Origin of the sequence: Paraburkholderia acidiphila (assembly GCF_009789655.1) — a bacterium.
Lineage (GTDB): Bacteria > Pseudomonadota > Gammaproteobacteria > Burkholderiales > Burkholderiaceae > Paraburkholderia > Paraburkholderia acidiphila.
This window is the reverse complement of record NZ_CP046911.1, coordinates 922216-939883: the sequence shown is the minus strand read 5'-3', so window position 1 is coordinate 939883 and position 17668 is coordinate 922216. Positions and strand designations below refer to the sequence as shown.

The 17668-nt window shown below is 66.2% G+C and carries 16 protein-coding genes; 7 read left to right on the top strand and 9 right to left on the bottom strand.

The features are described 5' to 3' along the window. Positions 1-11: 11 nt before the first annotated feature. Complete coding sequence (locus FAZ97_RS28520; protein ID WP_158762080.1) at positions 12-1028, bottom strand: LysR family transcriptional regulator; 1017 nt, start codon at positions 1026-1028, stop codon at positions 12-14. Between the two features lie 33 nt (positions 1029-1061). Here FAZ97_RS28520 and FAZ97_RS28515 point away from each other — a divergent pair, with 33 nt between their 5' ends. After that, entirely contained in the window at positions 1062-1868 is an 807-nt protein-coding gene (locus FAZ97_RS28515; RefSeq protein ID WP_158762079.1) for a glutathione S-transferase family protein, read from the top strand. Between the two features lie 10 nt (positions 1869-1878). On the opposite strand, the gene FAZ97_RS28510 is transcribed toward FAZ97_RS28515, so the two are convergent. Beyond that, the gene (locus tag FAZ97_RS28510) at positions 1879-3906 is read right to left on the bottom strand and encodes a pyridoxamine 5'-phosphate oxidase family protein (RefSeq protein WP_158762078.1); all 2028 of its coding nucleotides are present in this window, start codon (positions 3904-3906) and stop codon (positions 1879-1881) included. A gap of 33 nt (positions 3907-3939) precedes the next feature. Next, positions 3940-4581, bottom strand: a complete 642-nt coding sequence (locus tag FAZ97_RS28505; RefSeq protein ID WP_158762077.1) for a glutathione S-transferase family protein — start codon at positions 4579-4581, stop codon at positions 3940-3942. 127 nt (positions 4582-4708) lie between these two features. Here FAZ97_RS28505 and FAZ97_RS28500 point away from each other — a divergent pair, with 127 nt between their 5' ends. After that, on the top strand, positions 4709-5653 hold the full coding sequence (locus FAZ97_RS28500) for a LysR family transcriptional regulator (RefSeq protein ID WP_158762076.1): 945 nt from the start codon (positions 4709-4711) through the stop codon (positions 5651-5653). 59 nt (positions 5654-5712) lie between these two features. Here FAZ97_RS28500 and FAZ97_RS28495 read toward each other — a convergent pair whose 3' ends face one another. Together FAZ97_RS28495 and FAZ97_RS28490 are read right to left on the bottom strand one after the other, a co-directional pair. After that, complete coding sequence (locus FAZ97_RS28495) at positions 5713-6771, bottom strand: O-fucosyltransferase family protein (RefSeq protein WP_233271860.1); 1059 nt, start codon at positions 6769-6771, stop codon at positions 5713-5715. A gap of 268 nt (positions 6772-7039) precedes the next feature. After that, positions 7040-7636, bottom strand: coding sequence for a sigma-E factor regulatory protein RseB domain-containing protein (locus FAZ97_RS28490; protein ID WP_158762075.1), 597 nt, complete (start codon positions 7634-7636; stop codon positions 7040-7042). Positions 7637-7741: 105 nt separating this feature from the next. Between FAZ97_RS28490 and FAZ97_RS28485 the strand changes: the two genes are divergently transcribed. The 5 genes from FAZ97_RS28485 to FAZ97_RS28465 all read left to right on the top strand — a co-directional run bounded on the left by FAZ97_RS28485 (position 7742) and on the right by FAZ97_RS28465 (position 13319). Continuing rightward, positions 7742-8281 carry an SRPBCC family protein gene (locus tag FAZ97_RS28485; RefSeq protein WP_158762074.1) on the top strand — a complete coding sequence of 180 codons (540 nt, stop codon included), beginning with the start codon at positions 7742-7744 and terminating at the stop codon, positions 8279-8281. A gap of 101 nt (positions 8282-8382) precedes the next feature. Beyond that, the gene (locus tag FAZ97_RS28480) at positions 8383-8859 is read left to right on the top strand and encodes a ferritin-like domain-containing protein (RefSeq protein WP_158762073.1); all 477 of its coding nucleotides are present in this window, start codon (positions 8383-8385) and stop codon (positions 8857-8859) included. 19 nt (positions 8860-8878) lie between these two features. Then, complete coding sequence (locus FAZ97_RS28475; protein ID WP_158762072.1) at positions 8879-9565, top strand: ABC transporter ATP-binding protein; 687 nt, start codon at positions 8879-8881, stop codon at positions 9563-9565. Between the two features lie 3 nt (positions 9566-9568). Continuing rightward, entirely contained in the window at positions 9569-12193 is a 2625-nt protein-coding gene (locus FAZ97_RS28470) for an FtsX-like permease family protein (protein WP_158762071.1), read from the top strand. Between the two features lie 4 nt (positions 12194-12197). Next, a complete protein-coding gene (locus FAZ97_RS28465; RefSeq protein WP_158762070.1) occupies positions 12198-13319 on the top strand; it encodes a lipocalin-like domain-containing protein in 1122 nt (373 codons plus the stop codon). A 5-nt stretch (positions 13320-13324) separates the two neighbouring features. On the opposite strand, the gene FAZ97_RS28460 is transcribed toward FAZ97_RS28465, so the two are convergent. The 4 genes from FAZ97_RS28460 to FAZ97_RS28445 all read right to left on the bottom strand — a co-directional run bounded on the left by FAZ97_RS28460 (position 13325) and on the right by FAZ97_RS28445 (position 17517). Further along, on the bottom strand, positions 13325-14170 hold the full coding sequence (locus FAZ97_RS28460) for a GNAT family N-acetyltransferase (protein WP_158762069.1): 846 nt from the start codon (positions 14168-14170) through the stop codon (positions 13325-13327). A 93-nt stretch (positions 14171-14263) separates the two neighbouring features. Further along, positions 14264-15937, bottom strand: a complete 1674-nt coding sequence (locus FAZ97_RS28455) for an AMP-binding protein (protein ID WP_158762067.1) — start codon at positions 15935-15937, stop codon at positions 14264-14266. A 143-nt stretch (positions 15938-16080) separates the two neighbouring features. Continuing rightward, positions 16081-16626 carry a hypothetical protein gene (locus tag FAZ97_RS28450; RefSeq protein ID WP_158762066.1) on the bottom strand — a complete coding sequence of 182 codons (546 nt, stop codon included), beginning with the start codon at positions 16624-16626 and terminating at the stop codon, positions 16081-16083. Positions 16627-16701: 75 nt separating this feature from the next. Further along, a complete protein-coding gene (locus FAZ97_RS28445; protein WP_158762064.1) occupies positions 16702-17517 on the bottom strand; it encodes a LytTR family DNA-binding domain-containing protein in 816 nt (271 codons plus the stop codon). Positions 17518-17668 lie beyond the last annotated feature (151 nt).

Here is a 17668-nt window from a genome sequence, read left to right as displayed (position 1 = left end):
TTATTTCGGGGTCAGCCAAGGGGCAGCGTTTCGTCCCCAGTCAGGTCGGCCCCGAGGTCGTCACGGACGTGCTGGGCGTCCACGCTCGTCGGGCGGCACCGCGCTTCGGCTTCGGGGGTGCTGGACATCAAGGGGTGCGTGCGGAACAACTCGGCGATCCAGTCGATGAACGCGCGCACGGTGGCGGACAAATGCCGGCTGTGTGGATAAACAGCGGAAATGGGCAGCGTCGGAGGTTTCCATGGTGAAAGGATTTCGACCAGCGCACCCGCTTCGAGGTAGGGCAGCGCGATGAAGCGGGCGCCCTGGGCGATCCCCAAGCCGCTCAGCGCGCCGCCCAGATACGCCTCGGCGTCGTTGACGGCGATCGAGCCGGACATTTTCACCTCGGTCACCTCGCCGCCGGCGGTCTCGAACGTGAGGGGCATGACGCGGCCGGTGCGGGGCCAGTAGTAGTTCACCGCGCGGTGATGGGCCAGCTCGGCCAGGGTTTGCGGGGTGCCTGCCTTGTCGAGATACCCCGGGCTGGCAACGGTCACGGCCTGATACACGCCGATACGACGCGCCACGAGCGACGAATCCTGCAAGGTGCCGATGCGCACCACGCAGTCGATGCCTTCCTGGACGAGATCGAGCGGTTTGTCGCCGAGGCCGAGCATCAGGTCGATCTCCGGATACCGTTCGTGAAAATCGCCCAGCGCGGGCATGACGATGAGGCGCCCGAGCGCGCCGGGCATGTCGACACGCAGCTTGCCGCGCGGGGAACGCTGTTTGCCGAGGAAAGAACTTTCGATGTCGTCGATGTCGGCGAGCACGCGCACACACCGCTCGTAGCAGGCCGCCCCGTCTGGCGTAAGGTTGAGGCTGCGCGTTGTGCGCTGCAGCAAGCGCGTCTTGAGGTGCGCTTCGAGGCTCTGGACGATGACTGTCACGCGTGCGCGCGGCATGTCCAGCGTCTCGGCCGCGCGCGTGAAGCTATTCGTCTGCACTACACGGGCAAATACTTTCATGGCTTGCACGATATCCATGTCCCTACCTCGTCGGGTCCGGGCGAGGCCAGCATGCCCAGCGCGAAGTCTAAACCGCCGCTGGCGACGGTGCCTCGGGCCCGGCTCGATGACGCCGCCGCTCCACGGCAATGCCGGCTCGCGCGCAAAGTCGCTAAACTCGCTTGTTCCGGGCTGTTCAACGAGCACCGCTGGAGACTGGCAATGAAACTGGTGGGCCCATGGGTGTCCGGCTACACGCGCCGGGTGGGGATCACATTGAAACTGCTGAACCTCCCATTCGAACATTTGCCTTTTCACGCTTATCGGGAAGCGGAGCGCGTGAAAGTGTTCAGTCCGATGGCGCGTGTGCCTGCACTGCAGCTGGACGACGGACAGGTGCTCATCGACAGCCACGCGATCGTCGACTATCTGGACAGCATCGTGCCGGCCGGCGAGCGATTGATGCCCGCGAGCGGCCCGGAGCGCGTGCGCGCAATGCAGTGGGTCGGCTACGGCTGCGCCTGCTACGACAAGGTGGCCCGCTATTGCGACGAGTTGATGCTGCGCCCCGACGCTCACCGGCTGGCGCACCTGCAGGCCGGCTATCGGGCGCAGTTGGAAAGCGGTTTGCGCGTGCTGGAAGCCGCGCAGGCGCATCCGTGGCTGCTCGGGTCACGCATCTCGCAGGCCGACATCATGGCCGTCGTGGCGTTTCAAAGCGCCTCGGTGGTGTTGCCGCCCACGCGCGAGAGCGAAGCGTTTCCACGACTGGCCGCGCTCGCGCAGCAAGCGATGCAATTGACGGCGTTTTCCTCGACGCTCCCTGACCTGGAGGAACTGCAAGCCTCGGGTCTCATTGGCGCGAATCACGGCGTCTAGCGAATGGCGCTTAGAGGTCCAGCGTGACACCGCCCGCAGCCGGATGCCCGACGCAGATCAGCGCATGGCCCGGCTCGACGTCGAACTCCGGCGATTCGTCGTATTCCACGCTGCCGTGGAGCACGCGCGCGGCGCAGGTCCCGCACATACCGGAGCGGCAGTTGGACGCCGCGTTCACGCCGCCGCGCTCGGCGGTATCGAGTAGCGAGCCCTGTTGCGGCTCCCAGTTCACCGTTGTCCCTGTGCGTGAAAAAGTCACCGGTATGACTTTCGTCGGTTGTCCTGCAATGGGAGATGTTTCGGATACCTTACGCTTCAAGGTCGATGGACCGAACGCCTCGAAGCGGATACGTTCGTCCGCGATATTCAGCGCGCGCAGGCCGTTATACAAGTCGCGCATGAACGCTTCCGGGCCGCACAGATAGAAGTCGTAGTCGTCGAACAGCAGGAAGCGGCGCAACGCATCGATGTTCACGCGGCCCGCGAGCCGGTCGCCAGCGGGCGAATCGTGCTGCGCGGCGCTGTCGTACAGATGTACCGACACGTTTGGATGCGCGTGTTCTATTGCGCGCAGCACGGCGGCGAACGGTCTTTCGTGTTCACCGCGGGTACCGTGAAATACATGGATACGACGCTGCGGTTCGAGCGCGAGCGCGGCGTCGAGCATGGCCAGCATCGGCGTGATGCCGATGCCCGCCGCCGCCAGCACGATCGCGCGTGGGCTGCCTAAGTCGACCTTGAACGAACCGCGCGGCGCCAGTGTCTCGATCGGCGCGCCGATGCGCGCGTGTTCATGCAGCCAGCGCGACACCGCGCCGTCGCGCTTCACGCTGATCCGGTAGCGCGCGGGATGCGCTGCATCGTGCGCCGCGGAGAGCGTGTACGTGCGCATGAGCGGCTTGTCCGACCCAGGCGTCCCAACGCGCAGTGGAAGATACTGCCCAGCTTCGAATGGCGCGAGTGGTTGGCTGTCCGCGGGTTCGAAGGAGAACGAACGGATCGTTGGGGACTCGTCGCGCACGTCGGCCACGCGCAGCGTGCGCCATGCGGGCGCATCGGCCTTTTTTGGCGCGGCGTTTAAAACCTGCTCGAACTGCGGCGCATACTCGACCGCCGTCCAGCGCAGCGGCAACGCGCCGCGCACGCGGCGCACTTCGTGCAGATGAAACCGCACCAGCCGCTGCGCCATCGGGAATTGCGCGACCTCCGGGCCGTCCCAGATCACCTCGGCGCGCACGGCGAGATAGAGCAGGTCGCCGCGCTCGAAATCGACGAACAGCAGCCCCGCGCGCGGCTCGCGCAGCAGGTTGCCAATCGTGTTGAAGAAGTTGTTGCCAGTGAAATCGGGCGCGGTCAGCGTGCGCTCGTCGTCGATTCTCACGAAGCCGGGCACGCCGCCGCGATGCGAGACATCCACGCCGCGCCCCGCCGCCGCTGCGTCGTCGAGATTGGCGCTTGCGATGAAAAATGCGTCGGCGCGGGCAATCAGGGCACGGTCTTCCTCCGAGAGTGAATCCGCGTGTTCGACCGAGGCGTTCGCGAGCCCATTGCCGACGAACGTCGGCTCGCGTCCGTTGATGTATTTCGGGCAGTTGCCAAAGCTTTGCTGGACCGCGAGCGTGACCACGTTGCCGTCGACCGCTTCGATCACGCCATTCACACGATTGCGCCGCCGCGTGTGAGGCTGAATGCCGAGGCCGCCAATACGCGCACCCGGCACCCAGCGCCCTTCGAGCGGATCGCCCGGCAGTGCGCCGCCTTCGATGCGCAGCGTGCGGCTGTCCGGCGTCGATACGAAGCCCGTGGTGTTCGCGCGCAGCGTCGCCCAGGGCTGACCGCTTGCATCGACGCCGCCGAACACCATGAACGGCAGCATCGCGAAGAACGCGCGATGCTGGTCCGGCATGTGGTCGCGAATACCGCGCGAGCCGTTCGTGAGCGCAACGTCCGCGACACCCGCCCGCAACTGGGCCTCGCGTTCGCCATCGTGAAACGGGCCGATCGCGTGGTAGGGGTTCGGTTCGGGCAGAGCGTTCATGACGGTCTCGGGTTGGCGACGCGCGCGTGCCGTTCAGGCGGCGAGCAGGCCCGCTTGCGTCGATGGCATCGGCACGAAGCCCGGCAACGCGGCGACGCGTTCGAGCCATGCACGCAGATGCGGATACGGTTCGAGCGACACGCCGCCTTCAGGCGCATGCGCGATGTAGGTATGCGCGGCGATATCGGCGATGGTCACGTGATCGCCGGCCGCGAATGGCTTGTGCGCGAGTTCGGCGTCGAGCAGCGGCAGCAGCGTTGCCGCGATGTCCTGTGCACGCGCCAGATCGAGATCGCGCTTGAATACGTGCACGAGACGCGCGGCGCACGGGCCGGACGCAATCGGGCCGGCGGCGAGCGAGAGCCAGCGTTGCACGTTTGCCGCGCCGAGTGCGTCGTCCGGCAGCCATGACGGATCGCCGTAACGCCTGGCCAGATACACAAGAATCGCGTTCGAATCGAACAGCACCGTGTCGCCATCGACGATGGTCGGCACCTGGCCGAACGGATTGAGCTTCAGATACGCGCTCTGGCGATGTTCGCCTGCGGCAAGATCCACCGGCACGATCTCGAACGGCAGGCCCAGCATCGACAGGAACAGCCGCACGCGGTGCCCGTGACCGGAAAGCAGCGTGGTGTACAGGCGGATCGGCGTGGCGGGGCGGGCAGCGGGCATTGGCATTCTCCATCAAAAAATCGCCGCGGAAGGAAGCGGCAGGGAGTGCTCAGATTAGGCAATCGCTGCGTGCGCGAGAAGACTGCTAAGCTTGCAATCATTTTCTACCGAAAGTGGACAATCGCCGATGGCCGATGTGCGCGACGTGAATCTGAACCGGCTGGCGGTGTTCGTCGCCGTGGTCGAGGCGGGGTCGCTGACGGCGGCGGCTGAGCGGCTTGGCATCGCCAAGACGATGGTCAGCGCGCATATGCAGCGGTTGGAGCGCGAGATCGGCGCGAGCCTGATCGCGCGCACCACGCGGCGTCTGTCCGTGACCGACGCGGGCCGCGCGTTTTACGACGCCAGCTGCCGCATCCTGCAGATGACGGAGGAGGCGCTTTCGGCGGCGGCGGGCGAGGCATCGCCGGCGCGCGGTACGCTGCGGGTGAGCGCGCCGGTCGATTACGGCGCACAGGTCGTGGCGCCCGCGCTTGTCGATTTGCGCGGCGCGTATCCGGAGCTCGAAATCGAACTGGTCTGCGCCGATCATTACGTCGATCTGATCGGCGAGGGCATCGACCTCGCTGTGCGCCTGGGCAACCTGCCCGACTCGAACTATCGCTCGGTGAAACTCGGCAGCTACGTGCGCTGGCTGGTCGCGAGCCCCGCGTTCGTCGCGCAGCACGGCATGCCGAGGTCGCTGACGGCACTGGCGTCCTTGCCGCATATCGCGATGACGGTGTTGCGGCATCCGTCGACGCTCGAGTTGACGCGCGACGCCGGGCGCCTCGCGGCAGGACGCGTCAGCCGCGACAAGGCCGTGCGTCGCGTGCGCTGCGTGAACGCGCTGAGCGTGAACACGGCCACCTCGGCACGCGCCGCGGTTCTCGCGGGCGGCGGCTTCGCCGCGCTGACCGACTTCTCGACCCGCGCCGATCTGGCGTCAGGCGCCCTCGTGCGCTTGCTGCCCGAATGGTCCGGCGTGCCGTCGAACGTGCAGGCCGTGTTTGCGCCGACGAGCTATCCGTCGGGCAAGGTGCGGGCGGTTATCGAGGCGCTAAAGGCGAGGGTCGCGAAAAGCGCAGCGTGAGCACGCATTTTCATCCTTGAGAGGTCGCGGCCTTGATTCACCCCAGTGGCACGTCGCATTCAAATGTCGAGAGATCGGGGTAAGGTCCCCGCGTTTGCAGCCGCCCCGGCTGTTCCGGGGAATGACGAGTCGAAAGGCGCGATGTCGATTTCCGGATTGACGAGGTCGCTTTCCCGCTCGAGCTGCTCGGTCCAGATCTGGCTATCGGGAAACCAGAAGGCGTTCTCGCGCGGCGGAACGGCGAGCCTCACCCGTAGCGACGGATTGAAGATTTTGGACCACGCCGAGAGATAGGAGGGTGTCTTGATCAAATGCCCGCACCTGGCGAGCAGCAGGCTTGCGACCAGCGCTTCGCGGGCAATGGCGAGTCCGGGATGTCCGCTGAAGTGCACGGGCTTGTCGCCGCTCGCGAGCAGCGTGGCAGGCGCGACGTTGACGGGGACAGCGAAGCCCCACTTGCGGAAAAAATCAAGGAATGCCTGCTCGTCGCTGGACACGAAGATATGGGTCAGCCGGTGATCGTCTGCAAGTGCCTTCTCGACCAACTGGCAAAACGCGGTCCAGTCGATCGTATGGGCCTCGAACTTTTTATCCGTGCCGCGAAAATGGACACCCAGGGTCGAAGCGCCGATATCGAGCCGCTCGCTGATGCGCTCGACTTCCTCCCGGATCGACTCGCCTGGCCGATAGTGCGACAGGAACAGCGTGCTCGCCCGCGCCAGCCCGAGGCCGGTTTCGTAGCGGCGAAAACCCAGATCGCCGAGGTCGCGCACAACCGACGTTCGCAAACCAGGCCGTTGCCCTTGCGGCATGATGGACGGTGCGAGGTTTTCAAAGCATTCGGCTAACCAGTCGATTTTGCCTTGCGGGTCGCCATAACTGCCGCCACGCGCCGAAATGACAGGCGTCAGACGCTTTTCCTCGCAGTACAGGAGGATGCACAAGACGATCTGCATGACGGAAAAGAAGCCCGAATTGGCGCGGATCTCGATGCAGAAGTGGCCACGGTTGAGGCGTTGTCTGGCATGCAGAGCGAGGCGGCCTGGTGTATTGAGCGCGTTCTTGACGTCTTCGCTGCGCCGCACCTGTCTCGCGAAATCAATAAGGTTTCTGAACATGCCATGCCCCTTCGATCCACGCAACGGCGATGACTGCGCGAGCGAGGCGCCCGCGGTCGATTCCGTCGACGGATCCGGCGTTAACTGCGTTAGCAACGATTCGGGAGGAGACGTATGTTTGCCGACGATGGCTCGATCGTCAGGTCCGCCTGGGGTTGGCTGGTTATTTGGCATCCTAAGCGGTTGAGCGATTCTACTATGCCATGTTTACGCATCGATTAAGCTGAGGATTCAGGGACATCCTCGATGCCATTCATGGCTCGCGCGTTCAGGCAAACGGCCTGAGCTCCGAATCCGGCACGTCGATGCGCAGGTTCTCCATCAGCACCGTTTCGATCGGTTCGCGCGACTCGCCCTCGCTCACGACCTTGACGGGTAGCCCATGGCTCAAATCGAACCACAACTCATAGCGAAACACGCCGGTCGCCCGGTATCCGGGCCGGCACGTCACAATGACATGCGCCGCCTCGCGCGCGCCGATCGTCCCCGCGCCCACGACTTGCGTGTCGCCATGCTGTTCAAGCTCACGAACGTCGACGAGCAGTGCGCCGATATTGGACTCGTCGACGCGATGACCCTGCGGGCTCTGGATCATGTGATTGTCGGGGCTCAGCGTGAGCCTCGGAAACGTATCGATACCGAATGGCCAGAGCTTGACCTTCCCCGATTCAGGGTTGAAGGCGAGTGTCGCGCCCGCATGCGGCCGGATGAAGTCCATCCGCACAAAACCAGGCTTGCGGTAGGCATAAAGCACCTCGACCGTTTCCGCTCCCGCCGATGTCGATTTCAGCGTGACCTGATAGTTTGCGAGCGCATCGAAGCGTGCCTGCGCGAAGGCCACGAAATCGCGGTCTGGGAGCGTCATCGCTGCCTCCTATACTCCATCGTGAATGATGCGTAATTCTGGCGCACGGCTTCGCAGCCCGCAATGCGCAGGAAGCCGTATGGCAAACCAGGAGGCAAGCGAGCGATGGCCGAATTCCGTCTGACCACCTTGTGGTGCATCGAGGCCCCGCTGCAGCCGGTGTGGGACGCGATCCACGCATCGACGAACTGGCCGAGGTGGTGGAAGAATGTCGAAGCGGTGCGCGAGTTGCACCCGGGCGAAACAGACGGTCTGGGCGCCGTGCATCGTTACACCTGGAAGGGGGTGTTGCCTTATCGCGTGATCATCGACGTGCGCGTGACGCGCGTCACGCCGCTCGTGGCGCTCGAGGGAGAGGCCAGTGGCGCGCTGGAAGGCGTGGGGCGCTGGCATTTCTCCGCCGAGGGCGGCCGCACGATGGTGCGCTACGACTGGCACGTCAGGACGGCCAGTACGTGGATGAGCGCGGTGGCCCGCGCGCCGTTCGCGCGGCGGGTATTGCGCTGGAATCACGATTCGATCATGCGCGAAGGGGGGCTCGCGCTCGCAAGGCTGCTCGAGGCGCGGCTTGTCGACGGTAGCGCGGAACGCAGCACTGAACACAGCACCAAGCGCAGCGCCAAACACAGCACCAAGCCGCGATAAGTGCAACAATCGAACCCGTTGGCGTGCGTGCCCGCGATTTCTGCGAGAAGGAGGCGTGATGAACCATCCCCACCGCTTACTTGCCTTGCATGGGAGGCAACATGACTGAGATCGAAAAGGAGCCGGTCGTCGCCGTGCTGAACAAGATCCTCGAATCCGAGCTGGCGGGCGTGGTGCGGTACACGCACTATTCGTTCCTGGTGTTCGGCTTCGGCCGCATTCCGATCGTCTCATGGCTGAGGCAGCAGGCCGACGAATCGCTCCTGCATGCGCAGCAGGCCGGCGAATGGATCACGACGCTCGGCGCGTATCCTTCGCTCGAAATCGGTCCGCTGCTCGATTCTCACACGTTCGATATCGGCTCCATCCTGCGCGAATCGCTCGAGGCCGAACAGGTCGCGCTCGGTCTTTACCGCGAACTGCTCTCGCTCGTGGCAGATTGCTCGGTCGCGCTCGAGGAGTACGCGCGCCAGATGATCCAGGTCGAGGAGCTGCATGCGGGCGAGGTCGACAAGATGCTGCGCCGCCCCGGCTCGACCACGACCTCGCCGCAGCACGGCATGGGGCTCGCCGAATAGGCGCGCTGTCTCGTCCGCCATGCTGACGCTCGCCAATGTGTCGAAGCGCTACGACGGCACCACGCCGCGCAACGTGCTGCGCGGCGTGAATCTCGAACTGGGCTCGGGCGAGTGCGTCGCGATCATGGGCGAATCGGGCGCGGGCAAATCGACGCTGCTCAATCTCGCGGCCGGACTCGACCGGCCGGATGCGGGTCACATCGTCTTCGACGGCAGCGATCTCACCACGCTCGACGACGACGCGGCCACCCTGCAGCGCCGCCAGAAAATGGGTTTCGTGTTCCAGGCGTTCCATGTGCTGCCGAATCTCTCGGCGGCGCAGAACGTCGCGCTGCCGCTGCTCCTGAACGGCACGCGCGCGAAAGACGTGCCGGCGCGCGTGTCGGTCGTGCTGCAGGCGGTCGGGCTCGGCGCGCGCGAGCACGCGTTGCCGCGCGAGCTGTCGGGCGGCGAATTGCAACGCGTGGCGATCGCGCGTGCGCTCGTGCATGAGCCGCGTCTCGTGCTGGCCGACGAGCCCACCGGCAATCTCGATCACGACACGGCGATGCGCGTCCTCGCGCTGCTGCGCGATCTGGCGCAAGAGAACGGCGCGGGCGTGCTGCTCGCGACGCACTCGGCTGCCGTGGCGGGCGCTGCCGACCGCGTGCTGCGGCTCACGCCCGACGGGCTCGAGCCGTACGTGCCGCCGGCAGGCGGCGCGTAGGCGATGCGCTGGCTCGGGGCCTCGCGTGCGTCGCGCGTGTGCGATGCCGCGCGCACATCGCGTTGCCGGGGCGCTCGCACGCCCGCTGGCGGTCTCGGCGCGGTGCTCATCGGCGGCGAAATGCGCGCGCATCCGCTGCGCACGTTGATCGGCATTCTCGCGATTGCCGCGGGCGTCGCGATGGGCTACGCCGTGCAGTTGATCAATCGCGCGGCGCTCAACGAATTGTCGGCCACCGTCAACTCGCTGATGGGCAACGCCGATCTCGAACTGCGCGGCCCGCGCGCGGGCTTCGACGAGGCGCTGTATCCGCGGATTGCCCGTTTGCCCGAGGTCGCGGCGGCCAGCCCCGTGGTCGAAGTCGACGCGCGCGTGGCGGGACGCGACGAGCCGCTGAAGCTGCTGGGCGTCGATGTATTTCGCGCAGGCTACGTCACGCCGAATCTCGTCGGGCGCGTGGAGCGCGGCAGTCGCGCCAATGGCACAACGGCCAACACCCTCGATCTGCTCGACCCCGACACCGTGTTTCTCTCGCCCGCCGCGCTGAGCTGGCTCGCGCTCAAGCCCGGCGACACGCTCACGTTACAGGTCGGGCTCGCAACGCTCGCGCTGCGCGTCGCGGGCGTGTTGCCCGCGTCGGGCGATGCGGTGCGCGTCGGCGTGATGGACATCGGCGCCGCGCAATGGCGCTTGCAGCGGCTCGGCACGCTCGGGCGCATCGACATCAAGCTCAAGCCGGGCGTCGATGCCGAAGCGTTCGCGCAGGCGATCGCGCCGCGCTTGCCCGCGGGTGTCTCCGCCGTCACGCCGCGCGACAACGCGCACCGCACCTCGATGCTCTCGCGTGCCTATCGCGCGAATCTCAACGTGCTCGCGCTCGTCGCGCTGTTCACGGGCGCGTTCCTCGTCTTCACGATGCAGGCGCTCGCCGTGCTGCGGCGCCGCGCGCAGTTTGCGCTGCTGCGCGCGATCGGCGTGACGCGGCGGGGCGTGCTGTGGCTCGTCGTCGCGGAGGGCGCGATCCTCGGCGTGCTCGGCGCCGCCGCGGGTCTCGCGATCGGCTTTGCGCTCGCGGCCGCCGTGCTCCGTTACGCGGGCGGCGACCTGGGCGGCGGCTATTTCGAAGGCGTTCAGCCGCGCGTGCAATTCGATGCGACGTCCGCGGCGATATTCTTCGCGCTGGGCGTGGCCGCGGCCGTGCTCGGCAGTCTCGCGCCGGCGCTCGAAGCGGCGAGGGCGCGACCCGCGCGAGCGCTGAAGGCGGGCGACGAGGAAGCGCCGGCCGCACGCTTGCGTAAGCGGCGCGTCGTCACGGCCGCGCTGCTCGCGATCGCCGCCGGGCTCGTCGCGGCGCTATTGCCGCCCTTGGCCGGCTTGCCGGTGTTCGGCTATCTCTCCATCGCACTGCTGCTGCTGGGCGGCGTGCTCGCGATGCCGGCAATCGCGCGCGCGGTGTTCACGGTGCTGCCGCGCTCGAATCATGCCGTGCCGCAACTCGTGCTGGCGCAGCTCGCCAATGCTCCCGGCCGCGCGACGATCGGCCTCGCGGGCATCGTCACGAGTTTCAGCCTGATGACGGCGATGGCGATCATGGTGTCGAGCTTTCGCGTCGCCGTCGACGACTGGCTGCAATTGCTGTTGCCCGCGCCGCTCTATCTGCGCTCGGCACCCGGCGGCGACAGTGCGTTCCTCTCGCCAGGCGATCAGGCAGCCATCGCGGCCACGCCCGGCGTCGTGCGCGCCGAGTTTCTGCGTGCGACACAAATCTCGCTCGACGCTCGACTGCCGCCCGTCAGCCTGCTCGCGCGGCCGATCGATGCGCGCAATCCCGCCGCTCGTCTGCCGCTCACGGGCGCGCCGCTCGTGCCGCAGCCGGGCGACCCGCCGCCCGTGTGGATCAGCGAAGCGGCCGCCGATCTGTACGGGATGCATCCAGGCCAGCGCATCACGTTGCCGCTGGCGGGGCAGCGCCTGCCATTCACGGTGGCCGGCATTTGGCGCGATTACGCACGCCAGTTCGGCGCCATCGTGATCGACGCCAACGACTATCGCCGCCTGACTGGCGACATACGCGTGACCGACGCCGCCTTATGGCTCGCACCGGGCGTGGCGCCGGCGCAGGCGATCGCGCACTTGCGCGAGAGCGTGCGCGGCGGCCAGCGGCTGCAGTTCGCGCAGCCTGGCGAGATCCGCGCGGCGAGTCTGCGGATTTTCGATCGCAGCTTCGCCGTGACGTATCTGCTGGAAGCGGTGGCGGTGATCATCGGACTGTTCGGCGTTGGCGCGAGCTTCGGCTCGCAGGCGCTGGCCCGCACGCGCGAGTTCGGCATGCTGCGGCACATCGGCGTGACGCGCCGCCAGATCGCCCTCATGCTCGCGATGGAGGGCGCGCTCGTGGCGCTGCTCGGCGTGCTCGCCGGGCTCACGCTGGGCCTGGGTCTCGCGATGGTGCTCGTGCATGTCGTGAACCCGCAGTCGTTTCACTGGACGATGAGCGTGCACATGCCGTGGGGGCTGCTGGCTGCGCTGGCGCTGGCGGTCGTCGTGGCCGCCGCGCTCACGGCGCTCCTGAGTTCGCGCGCGGCGATGTCGGTGGATGCGGTGCGCGCCGTACGCGACGACTGGTGACGCGATGAGAAGACGCACGTTCCTTTTGTGGCCGCTGGCCGCCCTGACGCAAAACGCTGCGTGGGCGGGCATGCCGCAATATCCCGCGGTCACGAGCGGACAGCCGCTGGTGTTCCCGCGCGACTATGGCGCGCATTCGAGCTATCGCAACGAATGGTGGTATGTCACGGGCTGGCTGCAAACGGATGCCGGTGCATCGCTGGGCTTCGAGGCAACCTTCTTTCGCTCGCGTCCCGCGCTCGACGAGGCGAACCCGAGCCGCTTCGCGCCGGATCAATTGCTGTTCGCCAACGTGGCGCTGAGCGATCCGCGCGCGGGCAGCCTGCAGCACGATCAGCGCGTTGCGCGGCGCGGCTTCGGGTTGGCCGGCGCGAGCGAGACGGACACGGCGGTTCATATCGACGACTGGTCGCTCGCGCGCAATGTGGACGGCCGCTACCGCCTGAGCGTGGCTACGGCCGGTTTCGGGTTCGCCTTCACGTTGGCGCCGGCACAGCCCGTGCTCGTCAATGGCGCTGACGGGTACAGCCGCAAGGGTCCACTGCCGCAAGAGGCCAGCTACTACTACAGCCAGCCGTGGCTGCAAGTCGAAGGCACGCTCGAACGCCGGGACCGTGCACGCGGCAAAGGGGAGCGCGTGCGCGGGCAGGCGTGGCTCGATCACGAATGGTCGTCGGCGCCGCTTGCCGACGAAGCCGTTGGCTGGGATTGGATCGGGATCAATTTCGATGACGGCGGCGCGCTGATGGCGTTGCAGATCCGCGATAAGGCAGGGCGCAAGTTCTGGGCGGGCGGCACGCTGCGCGCCGCCGATGGAAGCACGCATGCGCTATCGCCGGAAAGCATTCGCTTCACGCCGCTGCGCCGCTGGCGTTCGCCGCATACCGGCGCGGCGTATCCGGTCGCGATGCGCGTCGATGCGCAGGACCGGCATCTGACGCTCGCGCCGCTCATGGACGATCAGGAGTTCGACAGCCGTGCGACGACTGGCGCGGTGTACTGGGAGGGCGCAGTGACGGCCTTCGAGGCCATCGAGGCGGATGCAGGCACGGCAAAGCCTGCTGTCAAACCGGTCGGACGCGGCTATCTCGAGCTCACGGGCTATGTCCAGCGACTCGAGCTCTAGCAACGTCAGCCGAGTTCGAACGACGTCACCCCGAACACTCGATCGATCGCAATCGCGGGCGCGTCTTTCGTGTACATCCGCGCGGTTTCGAAGACGCTCGTCATGCCGTGCCGCTCGGCCAGCGCGACGGCCGCAGGATTCGTCTCCGGCACGTCGAGCACGATGACTTCGCCAGGCATGCGTGCCGCAAGCGCGCGAAAGAGGCCGGTGGCGACGTCTGCATCGTCGGCGAACAGCGGGCCGATCTTGCAGCCCGTCTTGCAGCGCCGCACGACGCCGTATCCGGCGACCCGGCCCGCGTCGATGGTTGCGAGCGCAACGGCGTCCGGCTGCGCGATCCAGGTCGAGAGGAAACGTTCGCGCTGCGCGGGAAAACAGCGACGATCGTAGGCGAGCACCTGCTCGAACGGCACGTCGTCCGCCGCCGCCACCTGCGCGCAACCGATGCCGCTCACGCGGCCCTGATAGCGGATGTTGCGGTACGCGAGCCGGAAGCCGGACTTCCTGTAGTTCGCCTGCTGGGCAACGACGCCGTCGAGACCGATGTTGCGGTCTCCCAGGTAATGCATGGCGTGCTGCCAGGTTCGCATGCCGAAGCCCTTGCCGCGAAACCCGGGCTTCACGATATAGAGGCCGATGAAGCCAAAGCTGTCGTCATAGGCGACGGCGGAAATACACGCGACCGCCTCGCCGCGCCAGACGCCGACGAAGAAACCGTCCGGGTCCGCTTCCCTGAAACAGCGCGGGTCGTGCAGGCCTGGGTTCCATCCCTCTGCAGCGGCCCATTCGACCGACATGGCCACCTCGTCGGCCGACATGGTGCGCACGATGAAGTCGTCGGTTTGATCCATGGAAATGGGGCCAGCGGTTCTTGCAGCGGAGGTCAGGGGTTCACGACTGACGTGTTCGTCAGGATTATGCCACCGCTGAATAGCAGCGCCGCGCTATACGTTCAGCCGGTCCCGCAGTTGCCGCCGCAGCACTTTCCCAACCGGCGTTTTCGGTAGATCGTTCACAAAGACCACGTGCTTAGGCACTTTGTAAGCGGTGAGGCTGGTCCGCGCAAACTCGATCACGTCCGCCTCGGTCAGCCTGGGTTCCTTTTTCACCACGAAGGCGACGGGCGTTTCGCCGGATTGCTCATCCACTACACCCACGACCGCGACCTCCAGAATGCCAGGATGCCGGAACAGCACGCCCTCCACCTCGTTTGGGTAGACGTTGAAACCGGAGACCAGAATCATGTCCCGCTTACGGTCGACAATCCGGATCACACCGCGCTCGTCCATGACGCCGATATCGCCGGTCGAGAAGAATCCATCGGCGCCGATCGCATGGGCGGTTTCCTCCGGCCGGTTGAAGTAGCCTTGCATGACAACGGGCCCGGCGACGCAGATTTCGCCCGGCGTGCCCGCGCCTACGGCTGCGCCGCGCTCGTCGCGGATTTCAATGCGCATGGACGGCAGCGGCACGCCGATCGTGCCTTCGAAGGCGGTCTGCGTGACGGGATTGGCCGTTACCGCGCCGGCGGCTTCCGATAGCCCATAGGCTTCCACCACCGGGGTGCCCGTGAGTTTCTGCCAGCGATCGGCAACGGCAGGCTGGGTCGCGGTGCCTCCCCCGAAGGTACTGCGCAGCGAGGAGAAGTCGAGCGCGGCAAAGTCCTCGTTGTTCATCAGCGCCGTGAATAGCGTGTTAAGGCCGCCGAACACGGTTGGCCGATGCGTTGCAAAGTCCTTCACGAGGGAGGGAATGTCGCGTGGGTTCATCACCAGAACGCAGCGGGTTCCCAGGTGCAACGAGACGAGGCATTGGCACACCAGGGCGGCCACGTGATACAGGGGCAGGGCAACGAGCGTGATTTCGCCGCTTTCGCGAAACACCGGTTGGACCCACTCGGCAAATATCAGCACGTCCGCGAGTACGTTGCCGTGCGTGAGCACGGCCCCTTTGGGCTCGCCGGTCGTGCCACCGGTGTATTGCAGGAACGCCCGGGTGTCGCGGTTCAGCGCCGGCCTCGTGAACGCCGCGGCAGGGCGTGCGGTCATGGCGGTCTTGAAGGCGATCGCACCGGGAATCGTCCAGTGGGGGACGAGCTTTTTCTTTTTTCGAACGACGTAATCGACGAGGATGGATCTCGGGAAGCTCTGCATCTCCGCCACGCGCGCGACGATCACGTGTTCGATGGCGACACTGGCGAGCGCCTGCTCGAGCGTAGCCGCGGACACTTCCATGACCACGATCGCACGCGCACCGGAATCCTTGATCAAGTTCGCCAGTTCGGGCGCGGTGTAGAGCGGGTTGACGTTGACCACGGTGAGCCCGGCCCGCAGCGCGGCAAACATCGCGATAGGGTGTTGCAGGGCGTTCGGCAACATGAGTGCGATGCGGTCTCCGGGGTTGAGCCGAAGATCTTTCTGGAAATAGGCGGCAAGGCGTGCGGAATGCTCTTCCAGCTGACGATAGCTGAGATCCACGCCGAACTGATGAAAGGCGATCCGCTCGCCAAAGCGGGCGACGGCCTCCTCCAGCAGGGCGGCCATCGATGGGTAGTCGTCGAGGTCGATGTCGGCAGCAACGCCAGCGGGGTATTGCGAAAGCCAGGGCAAGTTCGACATGTCGTCCTCCGCCGCGGAGCCGCTTCGGCGTTCGCTGTTTCTAATTTTGGACTCCTAGCGTATTCCCGCCAAGGCCCGGCAAGTGTGCTGTAACGCACGTACGCGCGCGAGTCGGCTGCGCGTGCCTGCGCGAAGGGCGCTGGCTATTCGACGGGGGCCGGCTGAACACCATTTTCCGGTTGAGGTTCTCTGGGCATTTGCGAAGCAGGCTCGACGTCGTCTTCCGGCGTGGGCTCGACAGTTTGCACAACGGGCGGCGCGACACTCTTGATCACAACGGGCGCCTCGGAGACTGGCGCGCTCGCGCGGGGCTGCGCGGTATGGGCGCCGGTCATGCCCGTGCCGACGTTCGAGCTCGTGGTGTTCGCGCTTTTGAGTAACCCCTGCGAATCGAACAGGAACACGGCCGCGGACGAGTGTGTGTCGGCGCCGGCGACCAGCGAACCGATGAACGGGATATAGCTTTCCGGGTGCGGACGCGACGTGACGTAGGTGTAGACGAGCAGCGTCGAACCGTCGTCCAGCGTAGTCTCCACCGACGCCGGGCCGAGCGCGGCCCTCACGTCTTGCAGCGTTGTCACGCCGTGGCGGAAGTTCGCCATCTGCTCGGGCCTCACCTCGACGCCGGCCGTCACGCAGGCGGCAAGCAGTGCGCCGCACAGTAGCCCAGTGATGAGTTCGCGATTCATGACGCCTCGCCCCCTGCTATCGATTCTAGGACGAATGCACGAGGCCGGCTGACGTGAAGCGAGCGGCGCCTGCGTTCAAACCACGCCCAGCCACTCTTTCAATTGTGCGGCGCGCGACCGGCTCACCGGCACGACGCTGCGCTCGCCATCGTCCATCACGAGGTTCACGCTGTCGTCGGCTTTGACGAGTTCGACGGCGTACGGCAGGTTGACGATGTGGCTGCGATGCACGCGCACAAACGTGTTGCTGTCGAGCCGCAGTTCGAGGTCGGCGAGCGACAGGTTGGAGAGGTAGCGATCGTCCTTCGTGACGATCGTCGTGTAGTGGCCGTCGCCCTGAAAACGCACAATATCCTTCAGGTCGATCAGGATCACGCGGTTCTTGCGGTAGACCGGAATCTTGAAGAGCCGCCGGGGCGGCGTGGGCGCGCCCGCAAGCGACTCCGCCGTTGGCTCGGCCGACGGCACGGTCGTGAGGTCGGTGAGGTCGTAAAAGATCATGCAGGTGCCGCATGTGCCGTTCATGTCCGACATGCGCGACACCTTGAGCATGAGCAGGCGGTCGGGAATGTTGATCATCATCGCGACCGGCGGGGGCGACTTCACGGGGCAGCCGCCCGCGTCGCGCGACTGCAGCAGGAAGCGCAGCTTGTCGCGGCTTTTTGCCGGGTGCAGTTGCACGACGTCGATGCCGAACAGCTTGTCCTGGGCCACGCCCAGCGACTGCTCGCCCGCGGGGCCGAGAATCTGCAGCGCGACGTCGTTGAACGCGCTCACGCGCCCCTGCGCGTCGAGCCACACCACGCCCGGATTGAACTGCTCCAGGCGGTGCTGGAAGCTCTCGGCGCGGCGCGCGTCGGTGGTCGGCATGGCGTGCTCGAACGGTTTCATCCAGGGTTCTCCCCGATGCGGCCTTGGCGTTGTGCGTGGCGTTTGCGGCGGCGGGACGCAGCCTCCGTTTTATGTCCTTTCCCCCTTTCGCGCAAGTTTTCCGGCGCCCGGCGCAGCCAGGACGCCGTTCGCGAAATCCCGTTGAATTGCT

Bases quoted from the DNA above. Each gene is read 5' to 3' on its own strand.
- FAZ97_RS28485 (WP_158762074.1), top strand. From the start codon at position 7,742: ATGGCCGAATTCCGTCTGACCACCTTGTGGTGCATCGAGGCCCCGCTG.
- FAZ97_RS28445 (WP_158762064.1), bottom strand. From the start codon at position 17,517: ATGAAACCGTTCGAGCACGCCATGCCGACCACCGACGCGCGCCGCGCC.
- FAZ97_RS28495 (WP_233271860.1), bottom strand. From the start codon at position 6,771: ATGTTCAGAAACCTTATTGATTTCGCGAGACAGGTGCGGCGCAGCGAA.
- FAZ97_RS28450 (WP_158762066.1), bottom strand. From the start codon at position 16,626: ATGAATCGCGAACTCATCACTGGGCTACTGTGCGGCGCACTGCTTGCC.
- FAZ97_RS28505 (WP_158762077.1), bottom strand. From the start codon at position 4,581: ATGCCCGCTGCCCGCCCCGCCACGCCGATCCGCCTGTACACCACGCTG.
- FAZ97_RS28475 (WP_158762072.1), top strand. From the start codon at position 8,879: ATGCTGACGCTCGCCAATGTGTCGAAGCGCTACGACGGCACCACGCCG.
- FAZ97_RS28455 (WP_158762067.1), bottom strand. From the start codon at position 15,937: ATGTCGAACTTGCCCTGGCTTTCGCAATACCCCGCTGGCGTTGCTGCC.
- FAZ97_RS28515 (WP_158762079.1), top strand. From the start codon at position 1,062: ATGCCCAGCGCGAAGTCTAAACCGCCGCTGGCGACGGTGCCTCGGGCC.
- FAZ97_RS28510 (WP_158762078.1), bottom strand. From the start codon at position 3,906: ATGAACGCTCTGCCCGAACCGAACCCCTACCACGCGATCGGCCCGTTT.
- FAZ97_RS28470 (WP_158762071.1), top strand. From the start codon at position 9,569: ATGCGCTGGCTCGGGGCCTCGCGTGCGTCGCGCGTGTGCGATGCCGCG.
- FAZ97_RS28490 (WP_158762075.1), bottom strand. From the start codon at position 7,636: ATGACGCTCCCAGACCGCGATTTCGTGGCCTTCGCGCAGGCACGCTTC.
- FAZ97_RS28465 (WP_158762070.1), top strand. From the start codon at position 12,198: ATGAGAAGACGCACGTTCCTTTTGTGGCCGCTGGCCGCCCTGACGCAA.
- FAZ97_RS28520 (WP_158762080.1), bottom strand. From the start codon at position 1,028: ATGGATATCGTGCAAGCCATGAAAGTATTTGCCCGTGTAGTGCAGACG.
- FAZ97_RS28500 (WP_158762076.1), top strand. From the start codon at position 4,709: ATGGCCGATGTGCGCGACGTGAATCTGAACCGGCTGGCGGTGTTCGTC.
- FAZ97_RS28480 (WP_158762073.1), top strand. From the start codon at position 8,383: ATGACTGAGATCGAAAAGGAGCCGGTCGTCGCCGTGCTGAACAAGATC.
- FAZ97_RS28460 (WP_158762069.1), bottom strand. From the start codon at position 14,170: ATGGATCAAACCGACGACTTCATCGTGCGCACCATGTCGGCCGACGAG.